11 protein-coding genes are annotated in these 14,032 nt (G+C 68.6%); 9 read left to right on the forward strand and 2 right to left on the reverse strand.

The genetic code is table 11. The features are described 5' to 3' along the window. Window positions 1-120: 120 nt before the first annotated feature. The 6 genes from ACZ0AE_RS09785 to ACZ0AE_RS09810 all read left to right on the forward strand — a co-directional run bounded on the left by ACZ0AE_RS09785 (window position 121) and on the right by ACZ0AE_RS09810 (window position 5,907). Complete coding sequence (locus tag ACZ0AE_RS09785; RefSeq protein WP_038692209.1) at window positions 121-309, forward strand: hypothetical protein; 189 nt, start codon at window positions 121-123, stop codon at window positions 307-309. A gap of 187 nt (window positions 310-496) precedes the next feature. After that, a complete protein-coding gene (locus ACZ0AE_RS09790) occupies window positions 497-1,504 on the forward strand; it encodes an alpha/beta hydrolase (RefSeq protein ID WP_463600942.1) in 1,008 nt (335 codons plus the stop codon). A gap of 126 nt (window positions 1,505-1,630) precedes the next feature. Then, window positions 1,631-3,007, forward strand: a complete 1,377-nt coding sequence (locus ACZ0AE_RS09795; protein WP_463600943.1) for a YncE family protein — start codon at window positions 1,631-1,633, stop codon at window positions 3,005-3,007. A 46-nt stretch (window positions 3,008-3,053) separates the two neighbouring features. Continuing rightward, a complete protein-coding gene (locus tag ACZ0AE_RS09800; protein WP_463600944.1) occupies window positions 3,054-4,100 on the forward strand; it encodes a heme/hemin ABC transporter substrate-binding protein in 1,047 nt (348 codons plus the stop codon). Continuing rightward, on the forward strand, window positions 4,097-5,140 hold the full coding sequence (locus ACZ0AE_RS09805) for a FecCD family ABC transporter permease (RefSeq protein WP_463600945.1): 1,044 nt from the start codon (window positions 4,097-4,099) through the stop codon (window positions 5,138-5,140). The genes ACZ0AE_RS09800 and ACZ0AE_RS09805 overlap by 4 nt, the downstream gene beginning before the upstream one ends. Beyond that, window positions 5,137-5,907, forward strand: a complete 771-nt coding sequence (locus ACZ0AE_RS09810) for a heme ABC transporter ATP-binding protein (protein ID WP_463600946.1) — start codon at window positions 5,137-5,139, stop codon at window positions 5,905-5,907. Before ACZ0AE_RS09805 ends, ACZ0AE_RS09810 begins: the two co-directional genes overlap by 4 nt. A 535-nt stretch (window positions 5,908-6,442) precedes the next feature. On the opposite strand, the gene ACZ0AE_RS09815 is transcribed toward ACZ0AE_RS09810, so the two are convergent. After that, a complete protein-coding gene (locus ACZ0AE_RS09815) occupies window positions 6,443-8,698 on the reverse strand; it encodes a TonB-dependent siderophore receptor (RefSeq protein ID WP_463600947.1) in 2,256 nt (751 codons plus the stop codon). 204 nt (window positions 8,699-8,902) lie between these two features. On the opposite strand from ACZ0AE_RS09815, the gene ACZ0AE_RS09820 reads away from it, so the two are divergent. Together ACZ0AE_RS09820 and fusA are read left to right on the forward strand one after the other, a co-directional pair. Continuing rightward, the gene (locus ACZ0AE_RS09820; protein ID WP_463600948.1) at window positions 8,903-9,655 is read left to right on the forward strand and encodes a hypothetical protein; all 753 of its coding nucleotides are present in this window, start codon (window positions 8,903-8,905) and stop codon (window positions 9,653-9,655) included. Window positions 9,656-10,084: 429 nt separating this feature from the next. Further along, entirely contained in the window at window positions 10,085-12,127 is a 2,043-nt protein-coding gene (fusA, locus tag ACZ0AE_RS09825) for an elongation factor G (RefSeq protein WP_463600949.1), read from the forward strand. A gap of 391 nt (window positions 12,128-12,518) precedes the next feature. On the opposite strand, the gene ACZ0AE_RS09830 is transcribed toward fusA, so the two are convergent. Beyond that, window positions 12,519-12,947: a GNAT family N-acetyltransferase gene (locus tag ACZ0AE_RS09830; RefSeq protein WP_463600950.1), complete on the reverse strand. Its 429-nt coding sequence runs from the start codon at window positions 12,945-12,947 to the stop codon at window positions 12,519-12,521. A 158-nt stretch (window positions 12,948-13,105) separates the two neighbouring features. Here ACZ0AE_RS09830 and ACZ0AE_RS09835 point away from each other — a divergent pair, with 158 nt between their 5' ends. Next, window positions 13,106-14,026 carry a M14 family metallopeptidase gene (locus ACZ0AE_RS09835; RefSeq protein ID WP_463600951.1) on the forward strand — a complete coding sequence of 307 codons (921 nt, stop codon included), beginning with the start codon at window positions 13,106-13,108 and terminating at the stop codon, window positions 14,024-14,026. Window positions 14,027-14,032 lie beyond the last annotated feature (6 nt).

The following is a 14,032-nucleotide window of genomic DNA, read 5'->3' on the forward strand; positions in this document are numbered from 1 at the left end:
TTTAGTGATATGCGGGCGGCGTCTACGCGCGGCGGTCAACTTCGCACGCGCTGCTAACCCGTGCACGCCTACGGTGCAGTCACCGGCATCATTTCGTTGCCGAACACCGGAGATGCACAGATGGGTACCAACCAGAACCCGCAGCAGAACCAACAGAATCAGCAGGACAAGAACCAGCCGGGCCAGCAGGGCCAGCAACAGCAGCAGCGCGATCCGCAGCGCCAGGGCCAGCAGCAACAGCAGGACCAGGATCAGGACCAGAAGCGCGAGCGCGCCGGTCAGCAGGGCGGGCAGGACGAAGAAGAATAAGTCGGCTGCCGGTTGAACACTGTGCAGGGGCCCGGCCGCTTGGTCGGGCCTTTGCTTGTGTGGCAGCCGGCGCGCGGATACACGCTGTTACACCGATCTATGTGATAAGCATTCGCATTTGGGATACACTGCGTTGTCTCCATGTGAAGAGGGCGGCGTGGCTCCGTGCTGCCGTCCACCAGTGCCCATGACGTTGTCCTTTGCAGCCCGCCGCCGTGTATATGCCTTGCTGCCCGTAGCCGGTCTGATGCTGAGCCTGGCCTGCACCCTGCCAAGCGCATCGGCACAGCAGCGCAATCCGCAGCAGCGCGTGAGCAACACCATCTTCGAACAGAAGGCCGAGAGCTATCGCTTCGAGCGCTTCCGTCTGGACAGTCCGGACGGACAGCGCCGCTGGCAGGTCAACGTGGGTATTCCGTTGCGCGGCGGCAAGGCGCCCGCGCCGGTGCTGTACATGCTCGACGGCAACGCGGCTGCCATGGTGATGGACCAGCCGCTGCTGGCTGAGCTGGCCGCGCGCAAGGCCGCGCCGGTCCTGGTGTTCATCGGTTACGACAACGACCTGCGCATCGATTCGCCCGCGCGCACCACCGACTACACGGCCTGGATCGACCGCGCCGACGATGAAGGTGGGCAGCCGACCGTGGTAGGCGGCGGTGCGTTTGCATTCCAGGACCTGATCGAACGGCGGATCAAGCCGGAAGTGGAGAAGCGCGCCACGATCGACCGCCAGCAGCAGGCGCTGTGGGGCCATTCGCTGGGCGGCCTGTTCGTGCTGAGTACGCTCTACACCCGGCCGGCGGCGTTCCAGTACTACCTGGCCGCCAGCCCCTCGTTGTGGTGGAGCCAGGGTGCGCCGTTGGGTGACATGGAGCGCCAGTTCCTGGAAAACCAGCATGGCCAGCCCGCCACGGTGTGGGTAATGCTCGGCGGCGCCGAGCGCGTCGGTGATCGCGGCAAGCGCGACATGAGCAACCCGCGCGTGGTGGCGCACCTGCGGCGCATCGGCGGCGCTACGCCGGATGCGGCCATGCAGTTGTCCCAACGCCTGTCCAAGGTGCCGGGGCTGGACGTGCATTACCGCGAATTCGATGGCCTGGGCCACGGCCCGATGTTGTCGGCGTCGTTGCAGGCTGCCTTGAGCGCGCTGTATGGCGTGGGCGACCGCAGCCGGGAAGCGCCCGCGCAGCCCTGAGCCCCCATTCTCTGCACGGCCTGGCCGTGCACCCCCGCTACCCAGGCTTTCCGTGCGCCTTTGCACCGGCCCAGGCAACCAATGAACCCCCGCGCGCTGCGCGGTACCCCGTGCAAGGAGCCTGTCATGTCATTCCGTTCTTCCCTCCGTCTCACCACCCTCGCCGCCGGCCTGCTGCTGGCCGTCGTCGGCAACGCGCAGCCCGTGTTCGACCAGCCCGCCAGCGTGTTCAAGGGCGAAGTTGTCTCGCGTGGTGAGAACGTCGTGCCGGGCAGCACGGCCGACGTGATCGGCCGCGGCTTCGTGCCGGGCCAGCAGGTCAGCCTGCTGCGCGGCGACACCGTGCTCAACGCGCAGCCGCTGACCGTGGATGCCGAAGGCAACTTCAAGACCCAGCTGCAGATTCCCGCCGATGCGGTGCCGGGTACCCACCCGGTGGTGGTGCGCGCCAGCCAGCCGGCCGCTGCGGCCGTGCTCAAGCTGCGCGTGTCGCCGCAGCTGCCGCTGTCCGGGCAGGAGCAGTTCACCACCCAGTCCAACAAGCTGGTGCAGGGTCTGTACCAGTCGGCCTACAGCGCGGCCAGCAACGCGGTCTTCGTGACTTCGGCGGTGGGCCGCCCGCCGGTGACCCAGTCGCAGCTGCTGAAGGTGGACCCGAAGACGCTCAAGGTGGTCAAGGCGATCACCCCGGCCCAGGTGCCCGACGCCAAGGGCGGCAGCGTGTTTGCCGTGTACGGCGTGGGCGTGGACGATGCCAACGGCACCGTGTGGGTGACCAACACCCGCCAGGACAGCATTGCGGTCTACCGCCAGTCCGATCTGTCGCTGGTGCACCAGTTCCCGGTCGGCACGGTGCCGCATGCGCGCGACGTGGTGGTGGATGCCAAGCACGGCAAGGTATTCGCGTCGGCGACCGGTGAAGACCATCTGTCGGTGTTCGATGCCAAGACCTTCAAGGCGCTGGAGCCGATCACCCTGGCGTCGGGCGTGGACGATGAGAAGTTCGTTCCGATGAGCCTGGTGCTCGACGAAGCCAGCGGCAAGCTGTTCACCGTCAGCATCGGCACGCCCGAAGCGGCGGTGATCGACGTGGCCAGCGGCAAGGTCGACAAGGTGATCGACCTGGGCAATTCGATCAGCGCCTCCGGCGTGGCTTATGACGCGCAGCAGAACCGGCTGTACGTGGCCTCGCAGGGCACCGACAACCTGCTGATCGTGGATGTCGCCAGTGGCAAGGTGCTGCACGACGTCGCGGTGGGTGCCGGCGCGCTGAACGTTGCCTTCGATCCGAAGGCGGGGCTGGCCTACGTGACCAACCGCGGTGCCGGCACCGTGACCGTGGTGGACCGCAGTGGCAAGGTGGTCGGCAACCTCGACGGCGGCACCTTCCCCAACCACGTGCGTGCCGACGGCAAGGGCAACGTGTTCGCGGTGAACAAGTCGCGCGGCACCGACGATGCCAAGGGCGACCGCATCACCCGCATCGCGCTGCGCCAGCGTTGAGTCAACGGGCAGGGCGGTCATCGGCCGCCCTGTCGAAGGAGTCATGATGAAATCCAGTACGTCCCTGCGGCTGTTGCCGCTCACCATGGCCGTGGCACTGGCCGCCTGCAGTGGCCCGGCCACCCCGCCTGCCGCCGATGCGCCCGCGGCAACCACCGCGTCGGCCACCGACACGCCAGCCGACGGCGCATTGCCCGCCGGCTGGACGCGGCTCGATGGCGGGGCACTGCCGAGCCTGGTGGGCCAGGCTGCCGTGCTGCCGGCCAAGGTGCGGTCCGATGACGATGCCGAGGTCGAGGTGGACGACACCAGCCGGATCATCGTCGGCGGCGACGACGTGATTGCGGTGATCGATGCGCTGGGCCTGGGCAAGCAGGTGTTTGCCGCGCCGAAGAACACCACCACCGCGTCCGGTCGCGCCGCGCCGCACCAGTTCCTGTTCAACCGCACCACCGGTGTGGAGGGCGTGCTCAGCCTGCAGGGTTCGCTGTTCCTGGGCAACAGCCTGCGCCGCCATACCGATCTGGCGCAGAAGCTGCGCGCGGTGGGCGAGCCGGCGGTGGTGGTGGACGACCTGCAGCCGGCACCGGACAAGGTGCGCAAGATCGCCGCGGCGCTGGGCCTGGCCGATGCCGGGCAGACGCTGGCCACCCAGGTGCAGCAGCAGCTGGACGAAGCCGCGGCGATCGGCACGGCCAGTGGGCGCAAACCGCGCGTGATCCACGTGTCGGCCACCGGTGCCGGTGGCGCGCCGACCGTGGCCGGTACCGACAGTGCATCGGCCAAGCTGATCGCGCTGGCCGGTGGGCTCAACATCGGCACCGAAGCGGGCGTAGCCAACTACTCGGCGCTGAGCAATGAAGGCGTGGTGGCCGCGGCACCGGAGGTGATCCTGGTGACCGAGCACGACCTGGCCCTGTTCGGCGGCGCCGACGGCCTGTGGAAGGCCTACCCGACCCTGAAGCAGACCCCGGCCGGACAGGCCAACCGGGTCTGGGTGATGCCCGACGTACAGCTCAAGTACGCCAGCGTCGGTTCGGGCGTAGGCGCAGTGGCGTTGGCCAAGGCGCTGGCGGCGCTGCCCAAGGCATGAGTCCGGCCGATCGGCGCCGCCGACGCGGGCGCGGCATGTTGGTGTTGGCCGCCGTGGTGCTGGTGCTGGCGGTGCTGGCCTCGTTCGCGGTGGGGCCGTTGCGGCTGCCACCGCTGGAGGTGCTGCAGGCGCTCGGGGTGAAGCTGGGGCTGGTGGACCCGCAGGCCGTGAGCAGCCGTGACCTGGCCGTGGTCTGGCAGCTGCGCATCCCGCGCGCGCTGCTGGGGGCGATGGTCGGCGCTGCGCTGGCGATGGCCGGTGCCAGTCTGCAGGGATTGTTCGGCAATCCGCTGGCCGACCCGGGCATCGTGGGCGTCAGCCAGGGGGCGGCGCTGGGTGCGGTGGCGGCCATCGTGCTGGGCGCGGCCGGTGCGGCCGGCTGGATCGTGCCGGTGGCCGCGTTTGTCGGCGGCGCCGTGGCGATCAGCCTGACCTACCTGCTGGCGCGGCCAGGCAAGGGCAGCGGCAACGCGACGCTGTTGCTGGTGGGCATCGCGATGGCGGCGTTCTGCTCGGCGCTGATCGGTTTCCTGACCTACATCGCCAGCGAAAGCGAGTTGCAGTCGCTGGTGTTCTGGCAGATGGGCTCGCTGGCGCGGGCCAGTTGGAGCGACGTGGTGGCGGTGCTGCCGTTGTTCGCCATCGGTGTGTTCGCGCTGCAGCGTCTGTCCACGCCGCTGGACATGCTGGCGCTGGGCGAACGCCAGGCCCAGCATCTGGGCCTGGACGTGGCCCGTACGCGGCGTCGCCTGGTGGCCTTCAGTGCGCTGCTGGTGGGGGCCGCTGTGGCGTTTGCCGGTTCGGTGGCGTTCGTGGGTCTGGTGGTGCCGCACGTGGCGCGCATGCTGGTTGGCCCGGGCCACCGCTGGTTGCTGCCGGTGTCGGGCGTGCTGGGCGCGCTGTTGATCGTGGTGGCCGATACGGCCGCACGCACGCTGGACCCGCCCGCGGAGATTCCGCTGGGCCTGTTCTCGGCCGCGCTGGGCGCGCCGTTCTTCCTGTGGCTGGTGCTGCAACAGCGTCGCAAGGACGCCCCATGAGCGCACTGTTGCGCCTGCGCGGGGTGATCGTGCGCCGCCAGCAGCGCGAGATCCTGCACGGCATCGCGCTGGATTTCGTGCCCGGCACGGTGACGGCGCTGGTCGGGCCGAACGGTGCGGGCAAGTCGACCCTGCTGGCGGTGGCCGCGGGCGACCTGCAGGCCGATGCGGGTGAGGTGCTGCTGCAGGGCAGGCCGCTGGCCGACTACAAGGCCGGGCCGCTGTCGCGCGAGCGCGCGGTGATGCCGCAGGAACATGGGGTGCGGTTCGCCTTCAGCGTGGAGGAAGTAGTGGCGATGGGGCGGTTGCCGCATCCGCCGGATCCGGTGGCGGACGATGCGCAGGTGGAAGCCGCCATCGACGCCGCCGAGCTGCAGGCGCTGCGCCTGCGCGAGGTGCAGCAGCTGTCCGGCGGCGAATCGGCCCGCACCACGTTTGCCCGGGTGCTGGCCCAGCAGACCGCGTTGCTGCTGCTGGATGAGCCGACCGCGGCGCTGGATCTGCGCCACCAGGAGCGCACCCTGCGCAGCGTGCGCGCGCTGGCCGACGCCGGCGCCTGCGTGATCGTGGTGCTGCACGACCTGAATCTTGCGGCGGGCTATGCCGACCGCATCGTGCTGCTGGAACAGGGCAGGGTGGCGGCCGACGGCACGCCCGCGGAAGTGCTTACCGAAGCCCATCTGGGCCGCGTGTACCAGCAACCGGTGATCGTCCTGCAGCACCCGCAGCGCGGCGTGCCGCTGGTGGTGGTGGCCGACGCGGACTGACGCGCGGCGGTCCGTGGCGGCGCCCTCCGATCGGCGGGTGCCGAGGTTCACTTGATCGGTGGGTGCCGACCGTGCGTCTGATCGGTAGGTGCCAACCGTTGGTCGGCACGAAAGGCCGCGCACCGGTAGTGCCGGCCGCTGGCCGGCTCCAGGCAATCCCGGATCACGAGCAGCCGACCAACGGTCGGCTCTACCGTGTGTTACGAGCCCATCGTCGCAGTGTCCGTCGTCGTGCGGCCATTGCCGGAGGTGCCGACCGTTGGTCGGCACGAAAGACCGCGCACCGGTAGTGCCGGCCGCTGGCCGGCTCCAGGCAATCCCGGATCACGAGCAGCCGACCAACGGTCGGCTCTACCGTGTGTTACGAGCCCATCGTCGCAGTGTCCGTCGTCGTGCGGCCATTGCCGGAGGTGCCGACCGTTGGTCGGCACGAAAGACCGCGCACCGGTAGTGCCGGCCGCTGGCCGGCTCCAGGCAATCCCGGATCACGAGCAGCCGACCAACGGTCGGCTCTACCGTGCGTTACCGGGCCCCGTTACCACCCCAACGTCGCAGTCGCCGTCACCGTGCGGCCGCTGCCGTAGTAGCACGACGACACCCCGGTGCAGGTGGACACGAAGCGCTTGTCGGCCAGGTTGCTGGCATTGAGCGCGAGCCGCACCGTGGTGCTGCCGATCTGGCCCACGTTGTAGCGGATCGCCGCGTCGAACAACGTGTATGACGGAATGCGGTACAGGTTGGCGCTGTCGCCGTAACTCACGCCGTTGTAGCGCGCCCCCGCTGCGAGGCTCAGACCCTGCAGTGCGCCGCCCTGGAAGGTGTAGTCGGCCCAGAACGAGGCGCTGTAGTCGGGCACCATCGCCAGCTCCTTGCCCTTGTACGGTGCCGAGCGGGTCATCTCCGAATCCATCCGCGACGCCGCGCCGATCAGGCTGAAGCCCTCGAACGGGGTGATCCTGCCTTCCAGTTCGATGCCGCGCACGCGGCCTTCGTCGCCCTGGATCGAGCAGGTGGCGGTGCCGGTGGCACCGCAGGTGCGGTGGCTGGCGATCGGATCGTCGACGATCATGTTCTGCTGGCGCAGGTCATACACCGCCAGCGTCACCAGCCCATCCACGCTGGCCGGCTGGTACTTCAGGCCGGCCTCCCACTGCGCGCCGGTGACCGGCTCGAAGGTGGCCTGGGTGAAGCTGTCCAGCGGCGACTTGGTCGAGGGTTGGAACGACTCGGCATAGCTCACATACGGGGTCAGGCCGTTCTCGAACACATACAGCACGCCGGCGCGGCCGGTGAACGCCTCGCTCTTGATCACGTTGCGACCACCGGGCGTGGAAATGCCCGTGCTGATGTTGCGGTTGGCGCTGCTGCTGTCGTCCTTGGTCCAGTCGTAGCGGCCGCCCAGCGTCAGGCGCCAGTTGCCCAGCGCCAACTGGTCCTGCAGGTACACGCCGCTCTGCCGGTTGACGCCGGCGGTGGGCGTTTCGGTGCTCACCGTGGGCATGTAGTTGGAATACACCGGGTTGAAGATGTCGATCGGGCGCGGGCTGCTCATCGCGCTGCGCACGCCTTCCCAGTCGGCACGCTGCCAGTCCCAGCCCAGCAGCACCGTGTGGTCGACCGCACCGGTGGTGAAGCGGGCCTGCAGGCGGGTGTCGAAGGTGTCGCCATCCGAGTCGCCGGTACCCATCACGCCGCGACGGTTCTGGGTGCGGCCATCGGCGTTGAGCGCGCCGAAGGTCACCACGCCGCGGTACAGCGAATCCACGTGGGTGCGGCGCGCGCTCTGGGTGAGCGTGAGGTGGTCGTTGAACTGGTGCTCGAACAGCCAGCCGGCGGTCCACACGGTGCGGTTGAAGGTGTTCCAGCCGGGTTCGCCGATGAAGGTGCTGTTCTTCATGTGGCCGTAGGCGGTGGGGTTGAGCGTGCCGGCGGCGGGCAGGAACTGGTAGGTGGAGCCGCCGTCGTCCTTCTGGTACATGCCCAGCAGGGTCAGACGGGTGCGTTCGGCGATCTGCCAGGTGTAGCTGGGCGCCAGGAACCGGTGCTTCTGTTCGGTGTGCTGGATCTGGGTGTCGCCATCGCGGTACAGCCCGACCAGCCGCACCAGATGGGCGTTGTCCGCGCTGCCGGTGCCCACGTCGAAGGCGGCGTTGTACTGGCCGTTGGCGTCCACGCCCAGGCGCAGTTGCTGCTGCTGGTCGGGGGTAGGGGTCTTGCTGACCTGATTGACCATGCCGCCGGGCGCCACCTGGCCGTACATCACGGCCGACGGCCCCTTGAGCACTTCCACGCGGTCCAGGTTCCAGCTGTCGAACATGCTGCGGTTCCACTGGCTGCCCTGCGGTGCGCGCATGCCGTCCAGGGTGACGTTGTTGGCCCAGCTGCCGGCATCGAAGCCGCGGATGCGGAAGTCGTCCACGCGGTTGTCGATGCCGCTGCTTTCCAGGCTGACGCCGGCCACGTAGCGCATCGCATCGTTGAGCGACTGCACGCCGCGCGCATCCAGCTCCGCGCGCTCGATCACCGACACCGACTGCGGCGTTTCAGCGATGCTGGTGCTGGTCTTGGTGGCCCCGCTGGTGCTGTTGGCGGTGCGGTAGGCGTTGACCTGGACCGCATCCAGCGCGGTGGCCTGCTGCGCGGTTGCGTCGTAGGCCAGCGTGGTGGCGGCCAGCGTGCAGGCCAGGGACAACAGGGTGCGGCGCAGCCTGTAGGGGAGGGGGAAGAAGAATGCATGGCGCGGCTCGGGACGGATGGGGGCGACTGCCTGGCCGGTGGCGATGCGCAACACTGCGGACGTCGATTCCACGCCAGGCAACGGGAATCTGCACGCCATTTTAACTGGTTGGCGTACGGATGCAATTGCAACCCATTCGCATATCGGCCGTTGCGACATCCGGTCGCAGCGGGCCACGGGGCCTACCCGCCCACGTATCATGCGCGACCCTGTTCGACGTCGATGTCCATCGGCGCGCTTCCGCAAAGGACTGATCGCATGACCCACACCCCCACACGCATCGCACTCGCCGCTGCGCTCCTTGCGCTCTCCGGCGCCGCCACGGCCGCCACGTTGAGCACCGTGTCGCTGAACAAGGCCGCCTCGGACGCGGCCAGCATCGATGTCCAGCACCTGCCAGGCAAGGGCGCGGAGGTCTCGCGCATGCAGACGCAGCATTTCGCCGACGGCGACCAGCTGACCACCTGGGCCGACGGTGGGGTGGTGATGCTGTGCCGCAAGGTGGGCTACATCAAGGTGCCCGCCGACAAGCCGGAGGTGGCCACGCTGCCGCTGGAACAGCGGCAGATGCTGGTGTACGCGGCCATGATGGGCAGCGTGGGCGGCGTGGTGCAGGTGATGCAATGGACCGGTGAGAACGTGGAGGTGGCCGACGACGGCAGCGAAACCACGCGCAGCGCCGAATCCAACTGGGCCTATGGCGTGGAGCGCGCCGAGGTGACCACCCAGCGCATGCCCGACGGTGCGTTGCGGGTGCGTGCGCGCAAGATCGCCACGGAAGAATCCACGCCGCGCTCCGGACCTGACGCCAGTTTCAGCACCGATGCCGACCGTGACGCGCGGATCGCCGAGCTGCCGGCCGTGGGCAGCTGGATGGAGGTGCTGATCGGTACGCAGCCCAAGGCGGCCCGCATCGATCCGGCGTTCTCCCTCACCGGTTGGGTGTCCTCGGGCGACGGGCACGCCGCAACTGTGGGCGAGGCCCGGGCGGCGGCGGGCTGCAAGGACTGAGCCCCGGCGCCATTGTTCTGTTGATGGCCGATCCATCGCTGGATGGATGGCAGCGTTCTGCCGGTGTGGCGTAAAAGCCCTTGCCGCCCGCCTGCACAGGTCTACAATGGCGCCATTCCTTCCGGGACACCCCGATGCGTTCGCAACCGCTCCTGACGTTTTTTACCCAGACCCGCGCAAGCGTGGAACGGGCGCGTCTGCCCTGCGGCTCATCCGGCGGCTGATCGATACCCGATCCCCCTGAACGACCCAGACAGAGCGCCCCACCGGGCGCTCTATTCGTTTCCGCGTTTCACTTCCTTCCCCGCTTCAGAACACCGCAAAGGAGAACGTGCCATGCACCAGATCGCCGAGCCCCAAACCTGGCCGCACGCCCGTTAGCCAACGGCGGCGTGCGGCTCCCCGATGTTGGCGACACGAGCATTGACCATGAACACCCATACCCACCTTCTTTCCCACTGGCGCAACCTGGGCATCATTGCCCACATCGACGCCGGCAAGACCACGCTCACCGAACGCCTGCTGTGGAAAACCGGCGAGATCCGTCGCGTCGGCGAAGTGCATGACGGCGCGGCCACCACCGATTTTTCGGCGATCGAGCGCGAACGTGGCATCACCATCGGTGCAGCGGCCGTGCAGGCGCACTGGGCGCCCCGCGATGGCGACGACCACCGCCTGACCCTGATCGACACCCCCGGGCACATCGATTTTGCGATCGAAGTGGAGCGTTCGCTGCGCGTGCTGGACGGCGCGGTGGCGGTGTTTTCCGCGGTCGATGGCGTGCAGCCGCAATCCGAAACGGTGTGGCACCAGGCGCGCCGGCACGGCGTGCCGCTGATCGCTTATGTCAACAAGATGGACCGCGTGGGCGCCTCGTTCGAGCGCGTGCTGGGCCAGTTGCAGGACAAGCTGCAGGCACGGCCCTGGGCGCTCGGCTGGCCGTTGGGCGAAGAAAGCCAATTCCACGGCTGGGTCGATTTCGTCGGCCGCCAGATCGTGGAGTGGGACGACGCTGGCAACCCGACCCGCCAGGACTGGAACGCGGACCAGCAGGCGCAGTGGCAGCCGCATCGGCTGCGCCTGATCGAAGCTGTGGCCGACCATGACGAGGTGCTGGCCGATGCGTGGCTGGCCGGTACAGCGGTCGACGACGCACAGCTGCGCGCTGCGCTGCGCCGGGCCACCCTGGCCGGTGCGGGCGTGCCGGTGCTGGCCGGTGCTGCGTTCAAGAGCAAGGGCATCGACACGTTGCTGGATGCGATCGTGGATTTCCTGCCCTCGCCGCTGGACCGCCCTGCGGTCGTGGCCACCCGTGGCGACGACGAGGTGCTGTTGCCGCCGGACCCGAAGGGGCCGCTGGCGGGCCTGCTGTTCAAGATCACCCACCAGAGCCATGCCGCGCTGAGCTTCGTGCGGCTGTACTCGGGCACGTTGAAGGTGGGCGACCAGGTGGCCAGTTCGCAGCACGCACAGGGCCGGCGCATCAGCCGGCTGGTGCGGGTGCAGGCCGACCACACCCACGACATCACCGAGGCGGTCGCCGGTGAGATCGTGGCGGTGATCGGGTGGAAGGATGCGGTGAGCGGTGAAACGCTCAGTGCGCCGTCCGCGCCCCTGCTGCTGGACACCATCCATGCCCAGCACGCGGTGCTGGCCTGGCGGTTGAACGCCGACAAGGCGTCCGACCTGATCCGGATGAGCCAGGCGCTGTCGAGCCTGGCCCAGGAAGATCCCTCGTTCCGCGTCGCGACTGATGCGGTGACCGGGGAGACCCTGATCTGGGGCATGGGCGAGCTGCACCTGGAGGTGATGGTCGAACGCCTGCGCAGCGAGTGGAATGTGCCGGTGCGGGTGGGTGAGCCACGCGTGGCGTACCAGGAAACACCGGCGCGCGCGGTGCAGGGCGTGGAAGGCAAGGTGGCCAAGCAGACCGGCGGCCAGGGCCAGTTCGCCCGGGTGCTGATCGAGGTGGCGCCCACCGGCGACGATGCGGTGCGCTTTGTCGACCGTACCGTGGGCGGGGTGATCCCGAAGGCGTTCGTGGCGGCGGTGGAGAAGGGCGTGCGTGCGGCGCTGGAAGAGGGTCCGCGCGGGCATCCGGTGGTCGGGATCGAGGTGACCCTGACCGACGGCCAGACCCATGCCAAGGATTCGTCGGAAATGGCGTTCCACCGCGCCGGCAGCGAGGCGGTCAAGGCGGCGCTGGCCACGACAGGTACGCGCCTGCTGGAGCCGGTGATGGAGGTGGCGATTCATGCACCGTCGGGCAACGTGGGCGATGTGGTGGGCGACCTGAATCGCCGGCAAGGGCGGGTGGCGTCGATCGAAGACCAGGGTGCGCAGGTGGAAGTGCTGGGCTATGCGCCGCTGGCGCGGCTGGCCGGTTACACCACGGCGTTGCGCTCGCTCACCCAGGGGCGTGCGTCCAGCGACATGCGCTTCAACGGCTACGAGGAAGTGCAGGCCGCATGACACGCCGGTAGGCGCCGACACACGTCGGTAGGCACCGACCGTTGGTCGGTGCATGCGGGGGGCCGGGCAACCGGCCCCCTTTTTTGGTTCTTCGCCGATCTGCGGGGCGAGCAGAAGCGTGCCTTGACGCTTTCGAAACGCGGTCGTCGACGGGTCGGGCGCTGGGCCCCCATGCCCTTTCCGGCGAATGTCCCCCGGCGTCGGCCTGCGGCCGCCACCTCCTCCTTTATTTCGCCTCCAAGGGCATGGGGACCCAGCGCCCGACCCGCCGACCACCATCAAAAAAGCGCGGCGTCGTTGCCTACCCTGCAGCAAGGCCGGTGTGGGCTGGCGGCCACGGAAAGAGCCAGGCGCATCAACACAACGTTGCCGTGGCACTTGAGGGTCAACATCAGCCGCCGCTCACCCGGCAGAAGAACACCCATTCGGGATCCCCTTCATCCAGGTTGTCGATGTACCCGCTGCGCTGGAACCCGGCCTGCAGCAGCAGTGCGTGCATCGCGGTGTTGGAGCGGTTGGTCGAGGTGAACAGTTTGGGGCGCGCGCACTGCGCGCGGAGGTGCTCGACCAGCTGGCGGGCCAGGCCCTGGCGCCGATACCCGGGTCCGACCATCAGCATCTCGATGAATCCGCAGTTGAAGAACTGGTGGTGCAGGACGCCGTAGGCCGCTGCGCGCCTGTCCACGAGAAGCACGTGGCAGGTGCCGGCCTGCACCCATGCCTGGATCTGGGCGGCACGCTCGGGCGCGTGTTGGGCCACGCTGTCGAGGGCTACCAGGGCCTCGATGTGGTGGGGTGCCGCAGGGCAGATCTCGATCACGCGTTACCGTCCTTCCTGATTGCCGGGTGCAAAAGGGTACCTTGCCCATTCTGGCCTGCGCGGACCCCGCCGGGACCGGCCAGGCCTTCTGCATTTACACTACCCGGCTGGGCCACGCGTTTTCGCGCGGGCCTGTTTCCCGACTTCTGGAGCCTCCGATGACCCTTGCGCACTTTTACCCGATCGGCACCCCCGGACAGCCCTGGGGCGACGCCGAGCGCGCGCAATGGCGGGCCCGCCAGCAGCGCCAGCGCAGTTATCACGAAGACGTGGTGGCCGCGCTCGAGCGCCTGGGCGAGCGGTTCGAGGTGGTCCAGTATGGCCAGCTCGACTATGCCCCGGACCACTACCCGCTGTTTGCGGTGGTGAACCAGGCGTGGGACCCGGCGCTGCCGAGCGCGCTGGTGACCGGTGGCGTGCACGGCTATGAAACCAGTGGCGTGCATGGCGCGCTGCAGTTCCTGGACCAGCACGCCGACGCCTACGCCGGGCGCATCAACCTGATCGTGGCCCCGTGCGTCAGCCCGTGGGGCTATGAGCGCATCCAGCGCTGGAACCCCGATGCGATCGATCCCAACCGCAGCTTCCGTGACGGCGGCCAGATCGAAGAGGCCGCCGCGCTGATGCGCTGGGTGGGCACCCGGGCAGACGGCCTGCTGGTGCATCTGGACCTGCATGAAACCACCAACAGCGACCTCGAAGAGTTTGATCCGGCCCGCTGCGCGCGTGACGGCAAGGACCTGGTGCCGGATATCATTCCCGATGGTTTCTACGTGATCGGCAACAGCGAAGACCCGCAGCCGGCGTTCCAGCGGGCGCTGGTGGCCGCGGTGGAGAAGGTCACGCATATCGCACCGGCCGATGCCAAGGGCGAGCTGATCGGCATGCCGTTGCAGTCCAACGGGGTGGTGTGGGGCGAATCCCGTTCGATCGGTGCCTGCGCCGGCTTCACCAACGCACGCTATGCCACCACCACCGAGGTGTATCCGGACAGCCCGCGCACCAACCCGCAGGAATGCAACGATGCGCAGGTGGCGGCCGTGTGCGCCGGCCTGGACTTCGCGCTGGCCCAGCGCTGATCACCG

This window comes from Stenotrophomonas sp. AC248, from assembly GCF_979258185.1.